Genomic DNA, 21533 nt, shown 5'->3' with positions numbered 1-21533 from the left:
GTCGGAGAAATTATATGATTCAGACTCAATCCATGCTCGATGTGGCCGATAACAGCGGCGCTCGCCGTGTTATGTGCATCAAGGTGCTGGGTGGCTCCCATCGTCGTTACGCTGGTATCGGTGACATCATCAAAGTTACCGTCAAGGAAGCAATTCCTCGCGGTAAAGTGAAAAAAGGCCAAGTGATGACTGCTGTTGTAGTCCGCACTCGTCACGGCGTACGCCGTGCTGATGGCTCCATTATCCGCTTTGATGGCAACGCTGCTGTTCTTCTGAACAACAAGCAAGAGCCGATCGGCACCCGTATCTTTGGGCCAGTGACCCGTGAACTTCGTACTGAGAAGTTCATGAAGATCGTCTCGCTCGCCCCAGAAGTGCTGTAAGGAGATCCGACATGCAAAAGATTCGTCGTGACGACGAGATCATCGTGATCGCCGGCAAAGACAAAGGTAAGCGCGGTAAGGTGCTTAAGGTTCTCGCTAATAACCGTCTGGTTATTGGTGGTCTGAACCTGGTTAAGCGTCATACCAAGCCTAACCCGGCGTCGGGCGTACAAGGCGGTATCGTCGAAAAAGAAGCTCCACTGGACGCTTCTAACGTCGCCATTTTCAACGGCGAAACCAACAAGGCTGACCGCGTTGGTTTCAAAGTAGAAGACGGCAAGAAAATTCGTGTCTTCAAGTCGACCCAAAAAGCGGTTGATGCTTGAACACTGCTAGGTAGAAGACCATGGCACGACTAAAAGAGATTTACTGGAAGGAAATCGCACCGAAGCTTAAGGAAGAACTTAAGCTTTCGAACGTGATGGAAGTTCCACGCGTTACCAAAATCACCCTGAACATGGGTCTGGGCGAAGCGGTCGGTGACAAAAAAGTCATCGAGCACGCTGTTGCCGACCTGGAAAAGATCACCGGCCAGAAAGTCGTTGTGACCTACGCTCGGAAATCCATCGCTGGCTTTAAAGTCCGTGAAGGTTGGCCGATCGGCGTCAAAGTGACCCTGCGCCGTGAGCGTATGTACGAGTTCCTGGATCGTCTGCTGTCGATCTCCCTGCCTCGGGTTCGCGACTTCCGCGGCCTGAATGCCAAGTCCTTCGATGGTCGTGGTAACTACAGCATGGGTGTTAAAGAGCAGATCATCTTCCCGGAAATCGACTACGACAAGATCGATGCTCTCCGCGGTCTGGACATTACCCTGACCACCACTGCCAAGAACGATGATGAAGGTCGCGCCCTGTTGCGTGCTTTCAAATTCCCGTTCCGCAACTGATTGGAGTAGGAAAATGGCCAAGATGAGCATGAAAAACCGCGAGCTGAAGCGTCAGCTCACGGTTGCCAAGTACGCCAAAAAGCGTGCAGCACTGAAAGCTATCATCGTCGATCTGAACGCAAGTCCAGAAGCACGTTGGGAAGCTACGGTCGCTCTGCAGAAGCAGCCACGTGACGCAAGCGCTTCGCGCATGCGTAACCGCTGCCGCCTGACCGGTCGTCCACACGGCGTTTACCGCAAGTTCGGCCTCGGCCGTAACAAACTGCGTGAAGCTGCAATGCGTGGTGACGTACCTGGTCTGGTTAAAGCCAGCTGGTAAGCACTATCAAAGTCTCGGTGTTCGGGATCGCAAGATCCTGACCGCCGGTGACCTTGAACTTGAATCAAGCCCCTTTTGGGGCTTGATTCATTTGTGGGGTGTGTCTAGAATACCCGGCTCGCCTGAGCCCGTGCTTTTTCCGCATGGATGAGCTCGGCGACAAGTAGTAGCCGCAAGGCTAATTTTTTTGTATTAGGAGCGTCTAGCCCATGAGTATGCAGGACCCGTTAGCGGACATGCTAACTCGAATCCGTAATGCCCAGATGGCTGAAAAGTCCGTCGTAAGCATGCCATCTTCTACTTTGAAGGTAGCTGTTGCCAAAGTCCTGAAGGACGAAGGTTACATTGCGGGTTATCAGATCAGCAGCGAAATCAAACCACTGCTGTCCATCGAGCTGAAGTACTTCGAAGGCCGTCCGGTCATCGAGGAAGTGAAGCGCGTTAGCCGTCCAGGCCTGCGTCAGTACAAGTCCGTCGATGATCTGCCAAAAGTTCGTGGCGGTCTCGGTGTGTCTATCGTCTCCACCAACAAAGGTGTGATGACGGATCGTGCTGCGCGCGCTGCCGGTGTCGGCGGCGAAGTTCTTTGCACTGTGTTCTAAGGGGGGATAAGCATGTCACGCGTCGCTAAGAACCCCGTTAAGCTGCCAGCCGGTGTCGAAGTCAAATTCGCAGGCCAACAGCTTTCGGTGAAGGGTGCCAAGGGTACTCTCGAACTGAACATCCATTCGTCCGTTGAGATCGTTGAAGAAGCTGGTGAGCTGCGTTTCGCTGCTCGCAATGGCGATCAACAAACTCGCGCAATGGCTGGTACCACTCGTGCGTTGGTAAACAACATGGTCCAAGGCGTAAGCCAAGGCTTCGAGCGCAAGCTCCAGCTGGTCGGTGTTGGTTACAAAGCGCAAGCAAAAGGCACAGTGCTGAACCTGGCTCTTGGCTTCTCGCACCCAGTGGATTATGAACTGCCGGAAGGCATCACCGCTGAGACTCCTAGCCAGACCGATATCCTGATCAAGGGCATCGATAAGCAGCTGGTAGGTCAAGTGGCCGCCGAGATCCGCGACTTCCGTCCACCAGAGCCGTACAAAGGCAAAGGTGTGCGCTACGCGGACGAAGTCGTCCGTCGTAAAGAAGCCAAGAAGAAGTAGGGCATAGCAAATGACCGACAAAAAAGTTACTCGACTGCGTCGCGCTCGCAAAGCACGCCTGAAAATGCACGAACTCGAAGTCGTGCGTCTCTGCGTGTTCCGCTCGTCGCAGCACATCTACGCCCAGGTCATTTCGGCCGACGGCAACAAAGTCCTGGCATCTGCCTCGACTTTGGATAAAGAACTGCGTGATGGCGCCACTGGCAACATCGACGCGGCCACTAAGGTTGGCCAGCTGGTCGCTACGCGTGCTAAAGCCGCTGGCGTCTCGCAGGTGGCTTTCGACCGCTCTGGCTTCAAGTATCACGGCCGCGTCAAGGCGCTGGCTGATGCTGCTCGTGAAGCTGGGCTGGAGTTCTAAGTTATGTCAAATAACGACCAAAAGCGCGACGAAGGCTACATCGAGAAGCTGGTTCAAGTTAACCGCGTAGCCAAAACCGTTAAAGGCGGCCGTATCTTCACTTTCACCGCGTTGACCGTGGTTGGTGATGGTAAAGGGCGTGTTGGCTTCGGCCGTGGCAAGTCGCGTGAAGTGCCTGCTGCGATCCAGAAGGCAATGGAAGCTGCTCGCCGCAACATGATCCAAGTTGATCTGAACGGCACCACTCTGCAGTACGCAATGAAGTCCGGTCACGGCGCTTCGAAGGTGTACATGCAGCCTGCTTCTGAAGGTACCGGTATCATCGCTGGCGGCGCTATGCGTGCTGTTCTCGAAGTTGCTGGCGTTCAGAACGTTCTGGCCAAGTGCTACGGCTCGACTAACCCGGTAAACGTGGTTCACGCCACTTTCAAAGGTTTGAAAGCTATGCAGTCTCCTGAATCCATTGCCGCCAAGCGTGGCAAAAGCGTCAAGGAGATCTTCTGATCATGGCTACCGTTAAAGTTACGCTGATCAAAAGCATGACCGGCCGCATCCCTAACCACAAACTGTGCGTTAAGGGTCTGGGTCTGCGTCGCATCGGTCACACTGTAGAAGTACTTGATACTCCCGAGAATCGCGGGATGATCAACAAGGCTTACTACATGCTGCGTGTCGAGGGTTAATCGATGAAACTCAATGATCTGAGTCCAGCGCCGGGTTCCCGTCGCGAAAAGCATCGTCCGGGCCGTGGTATCGGTAGTGGTTTGGGTAAGACCGGTGGCCGTGGCCACAAAGGTCAGTCCTCCCGCTCCGGTGGCACCATTGCTCCAGGCTTTGAAGGCGGTCAACAGCCGCTGCATCGTCGCCTGCCGAAGTTCGGTTTCGTTTCCCTGAAGGCCATGGATCGCGCAGAAGTGCGTTTGTCCGAGCTGGCTAAAGTGGAAGGCGACATCGTCACCGTGCAGTCCCTGAAAGATGCCAACGTGATCAACGTCAACGTTCAGCGTGTGAAAATCATGCTGTCCGGCGAAGTTACTCGCGCTGTTACCATCGGAAAGGGAATCGGCGCCACCAAAGGTGCGCGTGCGGCTATCGAAGCAGCTGGCGGCAAGTTCGAGGAATAAATGGCTAAGCAAGGTGCTCTCTCTGCGCTCGGCAAAGGCGGTATGTCTGAACTCTGGGCTCGTCTGCGTTTTCTATTCTTGGCGATTATCGTCTACCGAATAGGCGCACACATCCCGGTTCCAGGTATCAACCCGGACCGACTCGCGGACCTGTTTCGACAGAATGAGGGGACCATTCTTAGCTTGTTCAACATGTTTTCCGGCGGTGCGCTGGAGCGGATGAGCATCTTTGCATTGGGGATCATGCCGTACATCTCGGCATCGATCATCATGCAGCTGATGACCGCCGTCAGCCCACAGCTGGAGCAGTTGAAGAAGGAAGGTGAAGCTGGGCGTCGCAAGATCGCTCAGTACACCCGCTACGGCACTGTCGTCCTCGCTCTCGTTCAGGCTATTGGCATGTCCATTGGTCTGGCAGGGCAGGGCGTTGCGTTCACTGGTGACTTTGGCTTCCATTTCGTCGCGGTATCCACGTTTGTGGCTGGTGCGATGTTCATGATGTGGCTGGGTGAGCAGATTACTGAGCGTGGTGTTGGCAACGGTATCTCGATGTTGATTTTCGCAGGTATCGTCGCCGGTCTTCCGAGAGCGATCGGGCAGTCTTTCGAGTCTGCGCGTCAGGGTGATATCAACATTTTTGCCCTGGTTGCCATCGGTTTGCTGGCAGTAGCGATTATCGGTTTCGTGGTGTTCATTGAGCGTGGTCAGCGTCGTATTGCTGTTCATTACGCCAAGCGTCAGCAAGGCCGCAAGGTCTTTGCCGCGCAGACTAGCCACTTGCCGTTGAAGGTGAATATGGCCGGTGTTATTCCGGCCATTTTCGCGAGCAGCATTTTGCTGTTCCCGGCTTCGTTGGGTACCTGGTTCGGTCAGTCTGAAGGTATGGGCTGGCTGCAGGACATCTCGCAGTCGATCGCTCCTGGTCAGCCGTTGAATATTCTGCTGTTTAGTGCAGGGATTATTTTCTTCTGCTTCTTCTATACGGCGTTGATGTTCAATCCGAAAGACGTAGCGGAAAACCTGAAGAAGTCCGGTGCCTTTATTCCGGGCATCCGTCCAGGTGAGCAGTCTGCGCGCTACATTGATGGCGTTCTGACTCGTTTGACCCTGTTCGGTGCTCTATATATGACGGCCGTGTGTCTGTTGCCCCAGTTCCTGGTGGTTGCGGCAAACGTTCCGTTCTACCTTGGCGGGACCTCGTTGCTGATCGTCGTCGTGGTTGTGATGGACTTCATGTCCCAAGTACAATCGCACCTCGTTTCGCACCAGTACGAATCCCTGATGAAGAAAGCCAACCTGAAGGGTTACGGCAGCGGCATGTTGCGCTGAGTACCCATAAGGTTCGAGGAGTTGGTGATGAAAGTTCGTGCATCGGTGAAAAAGCTGTGCCGTAACTGCAAGATTATTCGCCGCGAAGGTGTTGTTCGAGTAATTTGCAGCGCGGAACCGCGTCACAAACAGCGCCAAGGCTGAGTGTGATTGTGCTTCAAGCCCGGTAGCTAGTGCGCTACCGGGTTGATTATTTGTTATTACAGCGATATTATCTCGCGCCCTATTTCTTGGCTTCCGGGGCGTAGGTAGCTGTCAATTGGAGTCCCACTGAATGGCCCGTATTGCAGGCGTTAACATTCCAGATAACAAGCATACTGTTATCTCGCTGACCTACATCTATGGTGTTGGTCGCACTACTGCACAGAAGATCTGTGCAGTGACTGGGGTAAACCCAGCCGCAAAGATCAAAGATCTGAGCGACGAGCAGATTGAACAGCTGCGTGGCGAAGTGGCGAAGTTCACCACTGAAGGTGACCTGCGTCGCGAAATCAACATGAAAATCAAGCGTTTGATGGACCTCGGTTGCTATCGCGGTCTGCGTCATCGTCGTGGTCTTCCAGTGCGCGGTCAGCGTACCAAGACTAACGCGCGTACCCGTAAAGGTCCGCGTAAGCCGATCCGCAAGTAATCGCCCCAGCGAATCGACAGGAAATTAATCATGGCTAAACCTGCTGCTCGTCCTCGTAAAAAAGTCAAAAAGACAGTGGTTGATGGCATCGCCCACATCCACGCGTCTTTTAACAACACAATCGTGACCATCACCGACCGTCAAGGTAACGCTCTTTCCTGGGCTACCTCCGGTGGTTCGGGTTTCCGCGGTTCCCGCAAGTCCACCCCGTTTGCTGCTCAAGTAGCTGCTGAACGTGCTGGTCAAGCTGCGCTGGAATACGGCCTGAAAAACCTCGACGTCAACGTCAAAGGTCCAGGCCCAGGTCGTGAATCTGCAGTCCGCGCTTTGAACGGCTGTGGCTACAAGATCGCCAGCATCACCGACGTGACGCCAATCCCGCACAACGGGTGCCGTCCGCCGAAGAAGCGCCGCGTGTAATCCAGGAGATTGTAAAGAATGGCTCGTTACATTGGTCCAAAATGCAAACTCGCTCGTCGCGAAGGCACCGATCTCTTCTTGAAGAGCGGCGTGCGCGCGATCGAATCGAAGTGCAACATTGAAGCAGCACCTGGTATCCACGGCCAACGCCGCGGTCGCCAGTCCGATTACGGCACCCAACTGCGTGAAAAGCAGAAGGTCCGTCGTATCTACGGCGTTCTCGAGCGTCAATTCAGCGGCTACTACAAAGAAGCTGCTGGCAAGAAAGGTGCAACTGGCGAAAACCTGTTGCAACTGCTCGAATGCCGTCTGGACAACGTTGTATACCGTATGGGTTTTGGCTCTACTCGTGCCGAATCCCGTCAGCTGGTATCGCACAAATCCGTAAGCGTTAACGGTCAGACCGTAAACGTGCCGTCGTACCAGGTTCGTGCTGGTGACGTGGTCGCGATTCGCGAGAAAGCAAAGAACCAACTTCGCATTGTCCAAGCTCTCGATCTGTGTGCCCAACGTGGCCGCGTAGAATGGGTAGAAGTAGACACTGAGAAGAAGTCGGGCGTTTTCAAGAACGTTCCAGCTCGCAGTGATCTGTCCGCCGACATCAACGAAAGCCTGATTGTCGAGCTCTACTCCAAGTAAGGGCTAGAAAATAGGTGCATCCATGCAGATTTCGGTAAATGAGTTCCTGACACCCCGCCATATTGATGTGCAGGTTGTCAGTCCAACCCGCGCCAAGATCACTCTCGAGCCTCTCGAGCGTGGTTTTGGCCACACCCTGGGCAACGCGCTGCGCCGCATCCTGTTGTCCTCAATGCCCGGCTGCGCAGTAGTCGAGGCCGAGATTGACGGTGTGCTCCATGAGTACAGCGCCATCGAAGGTGTACAGGAAGACGTAATTGAAATCCTGTTGAACCTTAAAGGTCTGGCTATCAAGCTGCACGGCCGTGACGAAGTTACGCTGACCTTGTCGAAGAAGGGTTCGGGGGTGGTTACCGCTGCCGATATTCAGCTGGATCATGATGTCGAGATCGTTAACCCCGATCACGTAATCGCTAACCTGGCGTCTAACGGCGCCCTGAACATGAAGCTCACCGTAGCTCGTGGTCGTGGTTATGAACCGGCAGACTCGCGTCAGAGCGATGAAGACGAAAGCCGCAGCATCGGTCGCTTGCAGCTTGACTCTTCGTTCAGCCCGGTTCGCCGTATCGCATACGTGGTGGAAAACGCCCGTGTCGAACAGCGTACTAACCTGGACAAGCTGGTTATTGATCTGGAAACCAACGGTACTCTGGATCCTGAAGAGGCTATTCGCCGCGCTGCAACCATTCTGCAACAGCAGTTGGCTGCGTTCGTCGACCTCAAAGGTGACAGTGAGCCAGTGGTTGTCGAGCAGGAAGACGAGATCGATCCGATCCTGCTTCGCCCGGTTGACGATCTGGAACTGACTGTACGTTCGGCTAACTGCCTTAAGGCGGAAAACATCTACTACATCGGTGACCTGATTCAGCGTACCGAAGTAGAGCTGTTGAAGACTCCGAACCTTGGCAAGAAATCCTTGACTGAAATCAAGGACGTTCTGGCCTCCCGCGGTCTGTCCCTCGGCATGCGCCTCGACAACTGGCCGCCTGCAAGTCTTAAGAAGGACGACAAGGCGACTGCCTGATCGTCGTAATCACCGAACGTCGTGTTTGGTAAGGAATGAACCATGCGTCATCGTAAAAGTGGTCGTCACCTGAGCCGCACTAGCTCGCACCGCAAGGCCATGTTTCAAAACATGGCAGTGTCGCTGTTCGAGCACGAGCTGATCAAAACTACACTGCCGAAAGCTAAAGAACTGCGTCGCGTTGCTGAGCCGCTGATCACTTTGGCCAAGACAGACAGCCTGGCTAACCGCCGTCTGGCTTTCGACCGTACTCGTTCGAAAGCTATCGTTGGTAAGCTCTTCAACGACCTGGGCAAGCGTTACGCTACCCGTGAGGGTGGCTACCTGCGCATCCTCAAGTGCGGTTTCCGCACTGGCGACAACGCGCCTATGGCGTACGTCGAGTTGGTTGATCGTCCTGCCGGTGGTGAAGCTGTATCCGCTGAGTAAGACGTCAGTCTGAAACGAAGAACCGGGCCTAGTGCCCGGTTTTTTGTGCGCGCTCAAAAAGTATCGAAAAAACAAAGCGATAAAGCCTAATTAGTATTTATCTATCGATTCTCACAATTTAATGAATTTGATGGTGTCATGTTGATGATCAATACTCCCTCTCAGCCGATTAGCCGGCAGTAGGAAAGACTGACAAAGGAAGATATCGCATGAGCCCAAATAAAACCCTTACCACCGCCAGTGGCGCTCCTGTCGCTGATAACCAGAATTCTCGTTCCGCCGGCCCTCGTGGCCCGCTGCTGCTCGACGACTTTCACCTGATCGAGAAGCTTGCTCACTTCAACCGCGAAAACATCCCTGAGCGCCGCGTACACGCCAAAGGTTCGGGAGCTTACGGTACGTTCACCGTCACTCGGGACATCACCGAGTACACCAGCGCCAAACTGTTTGAAACAGTTGGCAAGCAAACCCCAACCTTTCTGCGTTTTTCCACCGTGGGCGGTGAGCGTGGTTCGGCCGACACCGAGCGCGATCCACGTGGTTTCGCGCTGAAGTTCTACACCGAAGAAGGCAACTGGGACATCGTCGGCAACAACACGCCAGTGTTCTTCATCCGCGATCCTTTGAAATTCCCGGACTTTATTCATACCCAAAAACGTCTGTCGCAAAGCAATCTGAAAAGCGCACAAATGATGTGGGACTTTTGGTCGCACTCACCTGAGGCGTTGCACCAGGTCACCATTCTGTTCTCGGACCGTGGCATCCCCGATGGCTACCGTCACATGCACGGCTTCGGCAGCCACACCTACAGCCTGATCAACGCAAATGGCGAGCGTCACTGGGTGAAGTGGCACTACAAGACCAAGCAAGGGATTAAAAACCTGGCACCAGCAGAAGCAGCACGCCTGGCGGGTACCGATCCAGATTACGCACAGCGTGATCTGTTCGGCGCGATCGAGCGCGGTGAATTCCCGAAATGGCGCGTGTGCATCCAGATCATGACCGAGGCTCAGGCCGCAGCACACTACGAGAACCCGTTTGACGTGACCAAGACCTGGTCGCAGAAAGAGTTTCCGCTGATCGAAGTGGGCGAACTTGAGCTTAACCGCAACCCGCAGAACTATTTTGCTGAAGTCGAGCAAGCGGCGTTCGGGCCGAGCAACATGGTGCCGGGTGTTGGCTTGTCGCCTGACCGCATGCTGCAAGGTCGAGTATTCGCTTACGCCGATGCTCACCGCTACCGCGTTGGCACCAACCACCAGCAGCTGCCGGTGAACGCGCCTCGTAGTCCGGTGAATAGCTATCAGCGCGACGGATCGATGGCGTTTGGCAGCAATGGTGGTGCGACCCCTAACTACGAGCCGAACAGCTACATCGAGTCGCCGAAACAAGCGCCTCGCTACGTCGAGCCAGCGCTAGCGCTGAGTGGTGCGGCCGATCGTTACGATCATCGCGAAGATACTGACTACTACAGTCATGCGGGTGCGCTGTTCCGTCTGATGAGCGATGCGCAGAAATCGCTGCTGATTAACAACATTGCCGGTGCCATGGCGGGCGTTTCCGGTGACGTGATCGATCGTCAACTGCAGCACTTTTTCAAGGCTGACCCGGCGTACGGAGAAGCAATCGCAAAGGCGTTGGGCGTACAGCTTAACGAAGTCTAAACGAGAAGCAGAACCGCCCTCATTAGGGCGGTTTTTGCGTTATTTGAACCACTTTTCTCAGAATATCTTCGCTTTTATCGCGCAAGCAGAGTGACCAAACAGTCTGCTTGGTTCAAACTACAGACTTTCAAGCAGGGAGATGTAGGGCGATGCAAGGCCACCCAGACGTAATCGATTACCTCAACACGTTGCTGGCCGGCGAACTGGCAGCCCGTGATCAATATTTCGTCCATTCGCGGATGTATGAGGACTGGGGTTTCACCAAGCTCTACGAACGTATCAACCACGAGATGGAAGAAGAAGCCGGGCACGCTGATGCCCTGATGCGTCGAATTCTGATGCTCGAAGGCACGCCACGCATGCGTCCGGACGACCTTGATGTCGGCACTACCGTACCGGACATGCTCGCCGCTGACCTGCGACTGGAATACAAAGTCCGCGCCGCGCTTTGCAAGGGCATCAAGCTCTGCGAGCAGCACAAAGACTATGTCAGCCGCGAGATGCTGCGGGTTCAATTGCATGACACCGAAGAAGACCACACCTACTGGCTTGAAAAGCAGATGGGTCTGATCAAGTTGATCGGTCTTGAGAACTACCTGCAATCCCACGCCTGATTGCACCGATACAAAAAAAGCCCCTGTCACCGATGAAGTGACAGGGGCTTTTTCGTGGGCCCGATTCAGGCCTTGTCGCGTGCCAACAGCGGTTTGAGATAGAAGCCGGTGTGCGACTGTTTCATCTCCGACACTTCCTCTGGAGTACCGACGGCGATGATCTGTCCGCCCTTGGAACCGCCTTCCGGCCCAAGATCCACCAGCCAGTCGGCCGTCTTGATCACATCAAGGTTATGTTCGATCACCACCACAGTGTTGCCGTGGTCGCGCAATCGATGCAAAACGTCGAGCAGTTGCTGGATATCCGCAAAGTGCAGGCCGGTCGTCGGCTCATCGAGGATGTACAGCGTCTTGCCGGTATCGCGCTTGGACAGTTCACGGGACAGCTTCACCCGCTGGGCTTCACCCCCCGACAGCGTGGTCGCTGATTGCCCGAGCTTGATGTACGACAGGCCGACATCCATCAGTGTCTGAAGCTTGCGCGCCAAGGCCGGAACCGCGTCGAAGAACACCCGTGCTTCCTCGATCGTCATTTCGAGGGTTTCGTGGATGCTCTTGCCTTTGTACTTGATTTCCAGGGTTTCGCGGTTGTAGCGCTTGCTCTTGCAGACGTCGCACGGGACATAGATGTCCGGCAGGAAGTGCATTTCCACTTTGATCAGGCCATCGCCCTGGCACGCTTCGCAGCGTCCGCCCTTCACGTTGAAGGAGAAACGTCCAGGACCATAACCGCGGGAGCGGGACTCCGGGACACCGGCGAACAGTTCGCGGATCGGTGTGAACAACCCGGTATAGGTCGCGGGGTTGGAGCGTGGCGTTCGACCGATCGGGCTCTGGTCGATATCGACAACCTTATCCAGATGCTCCAGACCTTTGATGCTGTCGTGAGCGGCCGCTTCGAGCGTCGTCGCACCGTTCAATGCCGTAGCGCTAAGTGGGAACAGGGTGTTGTTGATCAGCGTCGACTTGCCCGAGCCGGACACGCCGGTGACACAGGTCAGCAGGCCGATTGGAATGTCCAGATCGACATTGCGCAAGTTGTTGCCACGGGCGCCCTTGAGGGACAGCGACAACTTCTTGTTACGCGGCGTGCGTTTGGCCGGGACTGCAATCTTCACCCGGCCCGACAGGTATTTGCCGGTCAGCGAATCTGGGTGAGCCATGACTTCGGCGGGCGTACCTTCGGCGACAATATGCCCGCCGTGTACACCTGCGCCCGGACCGATATCCACCACGTAGTCAGCCAGGCGAATCGCATCTTCGTCGTGCTCGACCACGATCACCGTGTTGCCGATATCACGCAGATGCTTGAGGGTGCCGAGCAGTCGATCGTTGTCCCGCTGGTGCAAACCAATCGATGGTTCGTCGAGAATGTACAGAACGCCCACCAGGCCAGCGCCGATCTGGCTGGCTAGGCGGATACGCTGCGCTTCACCACCGGACAACGTGTCGGCGCTGCGATCCAGCGACAAATAGTCCAGGCCGACGTTGACCAGGAACTGCAGTCGCTCGCGAATTTCCTTGAGAATCTTGTCGGCAATTTCACCGCGACGGCCAGTGAGTTTCAGTCCGCCGAAATATTCACAGGCATCGCCAATCGGCAGATTGGTCACCGCCGGCAGCGTCTTCTCGCCCACCCACACATGCCGCGCCTCGCGCCGCAGACGAGTGCCTCGGCAATCCGGGCAATGCTGGGTGCTGAGGAACTTGGCCAGCTCTTCACGCACCGAGGCGGACTCGGTTTCGCGGTAGCGGCGTTCCAGATTCGGCACGATGCCTTCGAACGGGTGCGAGCGTTTGACGATGTCGCCACGGTCGTTCAGGTATTTGAAGTCGACGTTCTGCGACCCGCTACCGTGGAGGATGAACTTCTGCTGATCGGCCGACAGTTCGTTGAACGGTACTTCCAGGCTGAACTTGTAGTGCGAAGCCAGCGAGCCGAGCATCTGGAAGTAATAGACGTTGCGCCGATCCCACCCGCGAATCGCACCCTCGGCCAGCGTCAGTTCACCATTGACCAATCGCTTGATGTCGAAGAACTGCTTGACCCCCAGGCCATCGCAAGTCGGGCAAGCGCCAGCCGGGTTGTTGAAGGAGAACAGCTTGGGTTCCAGCTCGCTGATGGCATGGCCACAGATCGGGCAGGCGAAGCGCGCGGAGAAGATGATTTCTTCGCCGGGCTCGTCGTCCATCGGCGCGACCAGGGCGATGCCGTCCGCCAGCTTCAGCGCGGTTTCGAACGATTCGGCCAGGCGTTGCTGCAGGTCTGCGCGGACCTTGAAGCGGTCGACCACCACATCGATCGAGTGCTTCTTCTGCTTATCCAACTTCGGCAATTCGTCCAGCTCACAGAGCCGGCCGTTGACCCGGGCTCGCACAAAGCCCTGGGCGCGCAGTTCTTCGAAGACCGAAAGGTGTTCGCCTTTACGCTCGCGAATCACCGGGGCCAGCAACATGAGTTTGCTGCCCTCCGGTTGGGCGAGGACCAGGTCGACCATTTGGCTGACGGTCTGCGCTTCCAGCGGAATATCGTGATCCGGGCAACGCGGAATACCCACGCGAGCGTAAAGCAGGCGCAGGTAGTCGTAGATTTCGGTAATGGTGCCGACCGTCGAACGCGGGTTGTGCGAGGTCGACTTCTGTTCGATGGAGATCGCTGGCGACAGACCTTCAATGGTGTCGACGTCAGGCTTTTCCATCATCGACAAAAATTGCCGGGCATAGGCCGACAGCGATTCGACGTAGCGGCGCTGGCCTTCGGCGTACAGCGTGTCGAATGCCAGGGATGATTTCCCGGAGCCGGACAGGCCGGTGATGACGATCAGTTTGTCCCGTGGCAGGGTCAGGTCGATGTTCTTCAGGTTGTGGGTTCGGGCCCCACGAATCAGGATCTTGTCCAAAGTGGCCTCGCTCGGCGGGCGTCGAAAACGTAGGAGTATACGGCCAAATACTGGATGGATGCACACTATCGAATGAGCGGGTTGCAGGCTTACATGAAGAGTCTGTCAGCAGAGCGCGTCAAAGCGTCGCGATATACCCCGTCAATCGATGGGACTGGTAGAATCGCCGCCGGTTCACATGAGGTTTTTCCATGCACGATCCCCACAGCGAACGCATGAGTGGCAGTGAGACACGCGCGGCAAGCGGTCTGGCCCTGGTGTTCGCCTTCCGTATGCTTGGCATGTTCATGGTGTTGCCGGTACTGGCGACCTATGGGATGGATCTGGCAGGCGCGACCCCGGCCCTCATCGGCCTGGCAATTGGCGCCTACGGCCTGACCCAGGCGATCTTCCAGATTCCTTTCGGCTTCATTTCCGACCGCATCGGCCGTCGTCCGGTGATTTACCTGGGTTTGATCATTTTTGCCCTCGGTAGCGTGCTGGCGGCCAATGCCGATTCGATCTGGGGCGTGATTGCCGGACGAATCCTGCAAGGCGCCGGGGCGATTTCTGCGGCGGTGATGGCGTTGCTGTCAGACCTGACCCGTGAACAGCATCGGACCAAAGCCATGGCCATGATCGGCATGACGATCGGTCTGTCGTTCGCTGTCGCGATGGTTGTAGGACCGTTGGTGACCCGCGCCTTCGGCCTGTCCGGATTGTTCTTCGCTACGGGCGGCATGGCGCTGTTCGGCATCGTGATCGTGATGTTCATGGTGCCGCGTTCGACCGGGCCATTGCAGCACCGTGAGTCCGGCGTTGCGCGCCAGGCGCTGATACCGACGCTCAAGCACCCCGACCTGCTGCGCCTGGACCTGGGCATTTTTGTGTTGCACGCGATGTTGATGTCGAGCTTCGTCGCATTGCCTTTGGCGCTGGTCGAAAAAGCCGGGCTGCCCAAAGAGCAGCACTGGTGGGTCTACCTCACTGCGCTGCTGATTTCCTTCTTCGCCATGATCCCGTTCATTATCTACGGCGAGAAGAAACGCAAAATGAAACGAGTTTTACTCGGCGCCGTCGCGACGCTGATGCTCACTGAGCTATTCTTCTGGCAGTTCGGCGATAGCTTGCGAGCTCTGGTGATCGGGACGGTGGTGTTCTTTACCGCGTTCAACTTGCTGGAAGCTTCTCTGCCATCGCTGATCAGCAAGGTTTCACCGGCAGGCGGCAAGGGCACGGCCATGGGGGTTTATTCCACCAGCCAGTTCCTTGGCTCGGCGCTCGGTGGCATCCTCGGCGGTTGGCTGTTCCAGCATGGCGGTTTGTCGGTTGTATTCCTTGGATGCGCCGGCCTGGCTGCCCTCTGGCTGGCCTTTGCTGTTACCATGCGCGAACCACCCTATGTCACGAGCCTGCGCTTGCCGTTGTCGCCCGAGGCGATCCGCGAAGCGGGTCTGGTTGAGCGCCTGAAGGCCGTCGTAGGGGTAACAGATGCGGTGATCGTTGCTGATGAAGCAGCGATTTACATCAAATTGGACACAGAACTATTGGATCGCACCACCCTTGAGCGCCTGGTGAACAACCCGGCCGGGGCAGCGTGCGTAGCCTAGGAGAACGTTATGGCCCGTGGGGTTAACAAAGTCATATTGGTCGGCACTTGCGGCCAGGATCCCGAAGTTCGCTACTTGCCTAACGGTAACGCCGTGACCAACCTGAGTCTGGCGACCAGCGAACAGTGGACCGACAAGCAAACCGGTCAGAAGGTCGAGAAGACCGAATGGCACCGTGTGTCGATGTTCGGCAAAGTGGCCGAAATCGCCGGCGAGTACCTGCGCAAAGGTTCGCAGGTCTACATCGAAGGCAAGCTGCAGACCCGCGAGTGGGAAAAAGACGGTATCAAGCGTTACACCACTGAAATCGTGGTCGACATGCAAGGCACCATGCAGCTGCTGGGCGGCCGTCCACAACAGGGCGACCAACAAGGCGGGGGCAATAACTATCAGCAGTCCGCCCCGGCTCCACGCCAGCAGGCTCCGCGTCCGCAGCAGTCGGCAGCACCGCAACAGTCGCGTCAGGCTCCGGCTCCACAGCAGGCTGCTCCGCAACCGGCTCCGGATTTCGACAGCTTTGATGACGATATCCCGTTCTGATTCCTACCTAATATTTGGTGGTAAAGGTAAGCGGGGGCTTTAGGAGCTAAGACTCCTTACGCGCTGAATCTTTTAGAGTTAGATGAAAACCCTCTTTGCTATAAAGCCAGGAGGGTTTTTTTTCGCCACGTGTAAAGCTGACCTGCAATTTGCTCCCTCGCCCCTGTGCAGCTGCTGATGAATTATGCGCTGGACCATTAGATTTTCAGCGCGTTGGCCAGGCGCAACATGGCAGCTTCGATTTCATACGCAGTCAGGGAGGAGTAGCCCAGCAGCCAGCCCTGTTGCTTCGGGTCACCCGCGTACAAGCCGCTGAGGCCGGACAGTTGCACGCCGGCAGTGGCGGCCTGGCGGATGGTTTTTTCCTCGGACCATCCGGTTTTCAGCAAGCAGGGGATTTGCAACCCGCCCGGCGGCAGTTCGGCTGTGACCACCGCGCTCAAGTACTTGCCGATGGCATCGTGCATGATCGACCGGCGTCCGGCATACAACTTGCGCATGGCCCGGACATGCGCGTTGTAATGGCCGTCTTCCATAAAGCGCGCCAGCGTCAGTTGCAGCATTTGCGGAGTGTGGCCGTCCATCATGCTGCGCGCATAGGCAAAGGGTTTGACCAGCTCGGGGGGCAGCACCATATACCCCATGCGCAGGCCGGGGTAGAGCGTCTTGCTGAACGTGCCGATGTAGAGCGTGCGCTGATACTTGTCCAGGCCCTGCACACACGCCGTGGGTTGCCCGTCGTAATGGAACTCGCTGTCGTAGTCATCCTCGATGATCCACTTGCCTTTTTGCGCCGCCCAATTGATCAACTCAAGACGCCGCTCCAGCGGCAACGTCACGCCGGTGGGGTATTGGTGCGAGGGCGTGACGTACACGCAATTGGCGCCGCTGCGGTCGGCGTACAGCAGGTCGGTGCGGATGCCCCGTTCATCGACATCAATGGGCAGCACCTTGGTTTCGGCGATTTCGAAGGCCTTGCGGGCGCCGTAATAGCCGGGGTTTTCCAGCAGGATCGGCTTGCCGGCGTCCACCAGCAACTGCGCGCACAGATACAACGCCTGACGCGTACTGCTCAATACCAGCACCTGGTCGGGGGAGCATTTGGCACCGCGTTCGAGGTTCAGGTAGGTGGCAATCGCTTTGCGCAGGGGCTCGGCCCCTTGCGGATCGCCATGCAGCAGCACGTTCGCGCGATAGTCCTTCATGACCTGGCGCTGCAAACGCTCCCAGACATCCGTCGGGAAGTTGCGGGTTTCAGGCAGGCCGGTGGCGAATGCCTTGATGACTTGCTGATCGCGCACGCCGCCGGTGTCGAAGATCATCCGCCCGCGTTGGCTGAGTTCGGCGCCCGGTGCGGCGACACTGCTCCTGACTTCCTGAGCCTTGAGGCGTCGGCGGCCGGCACCGCGCAATTCGACGCCCACCGTGTCGCAGACGTAACTGCCGGCGCCTTCGCGGCGCACGATAAACCCGTCCCGATGCAACTGCACATAGGCGTTCTCAACGGTGTCGCGGGCGCAGCCCAATGACTTGGACAGCACCCGCGTGGCGGGCAGTTTCAAGCCGGGGTCGAGGGCCCCATCGAGAATCAGCGCACGCAATGCACGTTGGATCCGCTGGTGCAAATCCAGCAGCTGAAACTCAGCGTCGTTGAGGCGCATCTTCAGGGTTTCCAGCTCGAAGGTCTTCGCCATGTGGTCTGCTCTCTTTCCATGAATTGGCAGGTAAAGGCAGGCCAGTTTATCCGTAGACTCTGGCCCTCGCCACCCCAGGCCGCGCAGGGGTAAACCTGCCATTCAACGGCTATAAATGATCGCTTGCCAGCGGCCGGATTACATCGTCCAGCAAGGAGCCAAGACCTATGTCATCTACTCAATTCCTTTCGTCCCTGCGTCTGCGGGACCTGCTGCACCCGGTGGTTGCCGGGCTGATTTCGGTGATCGTCAATTACGGCGGCACCTTCATCCTGGTGTTTCAGGCCGCCAAGGTCGCAGGGCTCAGCCCTGAGTTGACGGCGTCGTGGGTTTGGTCAGTGTCGATCGGGGTAGGGGTGACCGGGCTGTTCCTCAGTTGGGTGAGCCGCGAGCCGATCATCACCGCCTGGTCGACCCCGGCGGCGGCTTTCTTGATCGTCGCCTTGGCGACCACACCGTACGCCGAGGCCATCGGGGCGTACATGATTTCGGCTACAGCGTTCGTGCTGCTGGGCTTGTCCGGCTACTTTGAAAAAGCCGTTCGCCTGATCCCGCCCGGTGTGGCAGCGGGCTTGTTGGGCGGCATCTTGTTGCAGTTCGGCATCGGTGCGTTCGCCAGCATGAGCGTCGACCCGTTATTGGTCGGGGTGTTGATCGGCGCCTACATCGCGTTCAAGCGCTTGAGTGCGCGCTATGCGGTGGTCGGCATTCTGGTGCTGGGGCTTGGCTTTCTGCTGATGCAGGGGCGCGTGGATTTCACGGGGCTGGCGCTGGAGTTTGCGACACCGGTGTTCACACGCCCCGAGTTCTCGGTCAATGCGTTGTTGAGCGTGGCGTTGCCGCTGTTTCTGATCACCCTCACGGGGCAGTACATGCCGGGCATGCTGGTGCTGCGCAATGACGGGTTCAACACCAGTGCCAACCCGATCCTCAGCGTGACCGGGCTGGGTTCTTTGCTGATGGCGCCGTTCGGTTCCCATGCCTTCAACATCGCGGCCATCACGGCTGCCATCTGCACTGGCAAGGAAGCGTCTGAAGCCCCGTCCAAGCGCTGGATCGCAGGCGTGGCCGCGGGCATCTTCTACATCCTGGTGGGGATTTTCGGCGTGACCCTGGCGGCGGTGTTCATGGCCTTCCCGGCGACCTTCATCACCACCCTGGCCGGGCTGGCACTGTTGGGCACCCTCGGCGCGAGCCTGGCCAATGCCATGGCGGACGTGAAATCGCGGGAAGCGTCGCTGATCACCTTTCTGGCCTGCGCGGCCAATATCACCCTGTTGGGCATCGGCGGCGCGTTCTGGGGCCTGGTCATCGGCCTGGCGGCCTACGCCGTGCTCAATGGGCAGTTGCCGCGTCGTGAAAAGACTGTGGTGCCACAGGCCGAACCGGTTGCAGTGCCCACCAAAGGAGCGGCCAACTGATGCCTGATCAAACCGAAGACCTCAACATCCTGCATGCGCGCCATGGTCGTTACCCACAGGCCGACAGTGTCGAAGACTTTCGCCGCAACCTGGCCGCCGTGCAGCAACGCATTGTCGAGGCGTGCCATCGGGTAGGGCGGGACCCGGCCGGTGTGCGCTTGCTGCCGGTCAGCAAAACCTTTGATGAAGCTCATCTGCGTCTGGCCTATGCCGCCGGTTGCCGCCTGCTGGGCGAGAACAAGGTGCAGGAAGCACAGCGCAAGTGGGAAGCCATGACCGACCTGCAAGACCTGCAATGGTCGGTGATCGGCCACTTGCAGACCAACAAGGCCAAGCAGGTCGCACGCTTCGCCAGTGAGTTCCAGGCCCTGGACAGCCTGCGGGTGGCCGAGGCGCTGGACCGTCGCCTGCGCATTGAAGGTCGGCAGATGGACGTGTTCGTCCAGGTCAATACCTCAGGCGAAGCCAGCAAGTACGGGCTGGCGCCCGATGACGTGGCGGCTTTCCTGGAGACTATGCCAGCGTTCCCGACACTGCGGGTTCGCGGGTTGATGACGCTGGCGCTGTTCTCGGCCGACGCGGTGCGGGTGCGCCCATGCTTCGTCCGGCTGCGTGAATTGCGCGACCGCTTGCGTCATTGCGCCCCTGATGGGGTGTCGCTGCAAGAGCTGTCGATGGGCATGTCGGGCGACTTTGAAATCGCCATTGAAGAGGGCGCGACCGTGGTGCGCGTCGGACAGGCGATCTTCGGCGCCCGAGCCATGCCGGATACCTACTACTGGCCGACCGCCGATGCCCGCCCCCTCAGTGAAGACACGTTGTTGTCGATCACTCCCAGCCGTTGATCCCCCTCTACAGGAAGGTCCGCAATGCCCGCCGCACCCGCTTACCTCATGCACACCTCCGCCCGACAACCGGTTTCGTTCAGCCGAGGCCAGGGCGCCACGGTGTTGCTGCACACGACCAACCTGTTTCGTATCCCATGGCAGGAGCAGGTGACCCAGCCGCAAGTGTTGGTGATGGACAACAGTTTTCACGGGCGCCGCTGATCTGCGATGACGCACAGATCGACGACATCGCCGCGCGCATCACGCGCCTGCTGTCACCCTCCGCTTGAATTCTTGACCAAGGACACTTTGCCCATGTACGACTCGACGCTGACCCTCAACGCTTTCGACCCTGAGCTGTATGAATCGATTCACAACGAAGAGCATCGCCAGGAAGACCATATCGAGCTGATCGCCTCGGAAAACTATGCCAGCCCGCTGGTGATGAAAACCCAGAGCACGGTGCTCACCAACAAGTACGCCGAAGGCTACCCCGGCAAGCGCTATTACAGCGGCTGCGAATACGTCGATGTGGCCGAGCGGCTGGCCATCAAGCGGGTCAAGGCCTTGTTCGACTGCGACTACGCCAACGTGCAACCCCATGCGGGCGCCCAGGCCAACGCGGCGGTCTTCCTGGCACTGATCAACCCCGGTGACACGGTGATGGGCATGAACCTGGCCCAGGGCGGTCACCTGACCCACGGCAACCCGGCCAACTTTTCGGGGCGTCACTACACCATCGTGCCTTACGGACTGAACCCGAAAACCGGCTTTCTTGACTATGACGAGATGGAGCGCATCGCACTGCAGACACGCCCAAAAATGTTGATCGGTGGTTTTTCCGCGTATTCGCGGTACAAGGACTGGGCACGCATGCGCAGCATTGCCGACAAGGTAGGGGCTATCTTCTGGGTCGATATGGCCCACGTCGCCGGGCTGGTCGCCGCGGGCGAATACCCGGACCCGCTTCCCCATGCGCATGTGGTCACCAGCACCACGCACAAAACCCTGCGCGGGCCACGCGGCGGTTTGATTTTGTCCAAGGGACAGGATGAAGCTTTCTACAAAAAGCTCGACTCCGCTGTGTTTCCCGGCGTACAGGGTGGGCCGCTGATGCACCAGATCGCGGCCAAGGCCGTGGCGTTCAAGGAAGCGCTTGCGCCGGAGTTTAGAATTTACCAGACCCAAGTGGTCATCAACGCCCGGGCCATGGCCGGGGTGTTGCAAAAGCGCGGGTACAAGATCGTCTCGGGCGGCACCGACAACCACATGATGCTGATCGACCTGTCCGACAAGCCATACACCGGCAAGGAGGCCGACGCGGCCCTGAGCAGTGCCTTTATCACCGCCAACAAAAACTCGGTGCCGAATGACCCGCGCTCACCGTTTGTGACCTCCGGCCTTCGTATCGGCACCCCGGCGGTGACCACCCGCGGGTTTGATGTGGAGGCTTGCGAGCAAGTGGCCGGCTGGTTATGCGACGTACTGGACGCCCTGGAAAACGGTGAAAGCGACAAGGTCGAGCACCACGTGCGCGAACAGGTTGTCGCGCTGTGCCGTCGTTTTCCGGTCTATCGCTGAGTCCGGCCCG

27 protein-coding genes are annotated in these 21533 nt (G+C 57.6%); 25 read left to right on the top strand and 2 right to left on the bottom strand.

Going from position 1 to position 21533, the window contains the following annotated elements; genetic code table 11:
• Positions 1 to 14 precede the first annotated feature (14 nt).
• From rplN to bfr, 19 genes are all read left to right on the top strand, one after another.
• Positions 15 to 383, top strand: coding sequence for a 50S ribosomal protein L14 (gene rplN / locus AC3WP4_RS06835; protein WP_002555479.1), 369 nt, complete (start codon positions 15 to 17; stop codon positions 381 to 383).
• 11 nt (positions 384 to 394) lie between these two features.
• Positions 395 to 709 carry a 50S ribosomal protein L24 gene (gene rplX / locus AC3WP4_RS06830; protein WP_008145498.1) on the top strand — a complete coding sequence of 105 codons (315 nt, stop codon included), beginning with the start codon at positions 395 to 397 and terminating at the stop codon, positions 707 to 709.
• A gap of 20 nt (positions 710 to 729) precedes the next feature.
• Entirely contained in the window at positions 730 to 1269 is a 540-nt protein-coding gene (rplE, locus tag AC3WP4_RS06825; protein ID WP_003176415.1) for a 50S ribosomal protein L5, read from the top strand.
• Positions 1270 to 1282: 13 nt separating this feature from the next.
• On the top strand, positions 1283 to 1588 hold the full coding sequence (rpsN, locus tag AC3WP4_RS06820; RefSeq protein ID WP_003176414.1) for a 30S ribosomal protein S14: 306 nt from the start codon (positions 1283 to 1285) through the stop codon (positions 1586 to 1588).
• Positions 1589 to 1797: 209 nt separating this feature from the next.
• A complete protein-coding gene (gene rpsH / locus AC3WP4_RS06815; RefSeq protein WP_003186040.1) occupies positions 1798 to 2190 on the top strand; it encodes a 30S ribosomal protein S8 in 393 nt (130 codons plus the stop codon).
• Between the two features lie 12 nt (positions 2191 to 2202).
• Positions 2203 to 2736 (top strand): 50S ribosomal protein L6, encoded by a 534-nt coding sequence (gene rplF, locus AC3WP4_RS06810; RefSeq protein ID WP_003176412.1) that lies wholly within the window; start codon positions 2203 to 2205, stop codon positions 2734 to 2736.
• Positions 2737 to 2746: 10 nt separating this feature from the next.
• On the top strand, positions 2747 to 3097 hold the full coding sequence (gene rplR, locus AC3WP4_RS06805) for a 50S ribosomal protein L18 (RefSeq protein ID WP_003186037.1): 351 nt from the start codon (positions 2747 to 2749) through the stop codon (positions 3095 to 3097).
• A gap of 3 nt (positions 3098 to 3100) precedes the next feature.
• Entirely contained in the window at positions 3101 to 3601 is a 501-nt protein-coding gene (gene rpsE, locus AC3WP4_RS06800) for a 30S ribosomal protein S5 (protein ID WP_007943782.1), read from the top strand.
• Between the two features lie 2 nt (positions 3602 to 3603).
• Positions 3604 to 3780, top strand: a complete 177-nt coding sequence (gene rpmD, locus AC3WP4_RS06795) for a 50S ribosomal protein L30 (protein ID WP_003186033.1) — start codon at positions 3604 to 3606, stop codon at positions 3778 to 3780.
• A 3-nt stretch (positions 3781 to 3783) separates the two neighbouring features.
• Positions 3784 to 4221: a 50S ribosomal protein L15 gene (gene rplO / locus AC3WP4_RS06790; RefSeq protein WP_007896782.1), complete on the top strand. Its 438-nt coding sequence runs from the start codon at positions 3784 to 3786 to the stop codon at positions 4219 to 4221.
• Positions 4222 to 5550 (top strand): preprotein translocase subunit SecY, encoded by a 1329-nt coding sequence (secY, locus tag AC3WP4_RS06785; protein WP_007896784.1) that lies wholly within the window; start codon positions 4222 to 4224, stop codon positions 5548 to 5550.
• 27 nt (positions 5551 to 5577) lie between these two features.
• Entirely contained in the window at positions 5578 to 5694 is a 117-nt protein-coding gene (rpmJ, locus tag AC3WP4_RS06780; protein WP_002555468.1) for a 50S ribosomal protein L36, read from the top strand.
• 130 nt (positions 5695 to 5824) lie between these two features.
• Positions 5825 to 6181: a 30S ribosomal protein S13 gene (rpsM, locus tag AC3WP4_RS06775; protein ID WP_003186020.1), complete on the top strand. Its 357-nt coding sequence runs from the start codon at positions 5825 to 5827 to the stop codon at positions 6179 to 6181.
• A gap of 30 nt (positions 6182 to 6211) precedes the next feature.
• Positions 6212 to 6601, top strand: coding sequence for a 30S ribosomal protein S11 (gene rpsK, locus AC3WP4_RS06770; RefSeq protein ID WP_002555466.1), 390 nt, complete (start codon positions 6212 to 6214; stop codon positions 6599 to 6601).
• An 18-nt stretch (positions 6602 to 6619) separates the two neighbouring features.
• Complete coding sequence (gene rpsD / locus AC3WP4_RS06765) at positions 6620 to 7240, top strand: 30S ribosomal protein S4 (protein WP_003210056.1); 621 nt, start codon at positions 6620 to 6622, stop codon at positions 7238 to 7240.
• Between the two features lie 22 nt (positions 7241 to 7262).
• The gene (locus AC3WP4_RS06760; RefSeq protein WP_003186012.1) at positions 7263 to 8264 is read left to right on the top strand and encodes a DNA-directed RNA polymerase subunit alpha; all 1002 of its coding nucleotides are present in this window, start codon (positions 7263 to 7265) and stop codon (positions 8262 to 8264) included.
• 42 nt (positions 8265 to 8306) lie between these two features.
• Positions 8307 to 8693, top strand: coding sequence for a 50S ribosomal protein L17 (rplQ, locus tag AC3WP4_RS06755; RefSeq protein WP_008145500.1), 387 nt, complete (start codon positions 8307 to 8309; stop codon positions 8691 to 8693).
• 209 nt (positions 8694 to 8902) lie between these two features.
• Positions 8903 to 10357 carry a catalase gene (locus tag AC3WP4_RS06750; protein ID WP_102615729.1) on the top strand — a complete coding sequence of 485 codons (1455 nt, stop codon included), beginning with the start codon at positions 8903 to 8905 and terminating at the stop codon, positions 10355 to 10357.
• A 149-nt stretch (positions 10358 to 10506) separates the two neighbouring features.
• Positions 10507 to 10971, top strand: a complete 465-nt coding sequence (gene bfr / locus AC3WP4_RS06745) for a bacterioferritin (protein ID WP_102615730.1) — start codon at positions 10507 to 10509, stop codon at positions 10969 to 10971.
• Positions 10972 to 11036: 65 nt separating this feature from the next.
• Here the strand turns inward: bfr and uvrA are convergent, their stop codons facing one another.
• Positions 11037 to 13871: an excinuclease ABC subunit UvrA gene (gene uvrA, locus AC3WP4_RS06740; protein WP_074871331.1), complete on the bottom strand. Its 2835-nt coding sequence runs from the start codon at positions 13869 to 13871 to the stop codon at positions 11037 to 11039.
• Positions 13872 to 14062: 191 nt separating this feature from the next.
• Between uvrA and AC3WP4_RS06735 the strand changes: the two genes are divergently transcribed.
• Together AC3WP4_RS06735 and AC3WP4_RS06730 are read left to right on the top strand one after the other, a co-directional pair.
• Complete coding sequence (locus tag AC3WP4_RS06735) at positions 14063 to 15460, top strand: MFS transporter (RefSeq protein ID WP_074871329.1); 1398 nt, start codon at positions 14063 to 14065, stop codon at positions 15458 to 15460.
• Between the two features lie 9 nt (positions 15461 to 15469).
• Positions 15470 to 16000, top strand: coding sequence for a single-stranded DNA-binding protein (locus tag AC3WP4_RS06730; RefSeq protein ID WP_008145505.1), 531 nt, complete (start codon positions 15470 to 15472; stop codon positions 15998 to 16000).
• Positions 16001 to 16197: 197 nt separating this feature from the next.
• Here AC3WP4_RS06730 and pdxR read toward each other — a convergent pair whose 3' ends face one another.
• Positions 16198 to 17694, bottom strand: coding sequence for a MocR-like pyridoxine biosynthesis transcription factor PdxR (gene pdxR, locus AC3WP4_RS06725; protein WP_102615731.1), 1497 nt, complete (start codon positions 17692 to 17694; stop codon positions 16198 to 16200).
• Positions 17695 to 17861: 167 nt separating this feature from the next.
• On the opposite strand from pdxR, the gene AC3WP4_RS06720 reads away from it, so the two are divergent.
• From AC3WP4_RS06720 to glyA, 4 genes are all read left to right on the top strand, one after another.
• Positions 17862 to 19115: a benzoate/H(+) symporter BenE family transporter gene (locus AC3WP4_RS06720; RefSeq protein ID WP_102615732.1), complete on the top strand. Its 1254-nt coding sequence runs from the start codon at positions 17862 to 17864 to the stop codon at positions 19113 to 19115.
• Positions 19115 to 19960 (top strand): YggS family pyridoxal phosphate-dependent enzyme, encoded by an 846-nt coding sequence (locus AC3WP4_RS06715; protein WP_102615733.1) that lies wholly within the window; start codon positions 19115 to 19117, stop codon positions 19958 to 19960. Before AC3WP4_RS06720 ends, AC3WP4_RS06715 begins: the two co-directional genes overlap by 1 nt.
• 24 nt (positions 19961 to 19984) lie before the next feature.
• Positions 19985 to 20164, top strand: coding sequence for a hypothetical protein (locus tag AC3WP4_RS06710; protein ID WP_256581187.1), 180 nt, complete (start codon positions 19985 to 19987; stop codon positions 20162 to 20164).
• A 93-nt stretch (positions 20165 to 20257) separates the two neighbouring features.
• Positions 20258 to 21523: a serine hydroxymethyltransferase gene (gene glyA, locus AC3WP4_RS06705; protein ID WP_102615734.1), complete on the top strand. Its 1266-nt coding sequence runs from the start codon at positions 20258 to 20260 to the stop codon at positions 21521 to 21523.
• Positions 21524 to 21533 lie beyond the last annotated feature (10 nt).

It is taken from the genome of Pseudomonas sp. FW305-20 (assembly GCF_058788075.1).
This window is presented reverse-complemented; position numbering and strand designations above follow the sequence as displayed.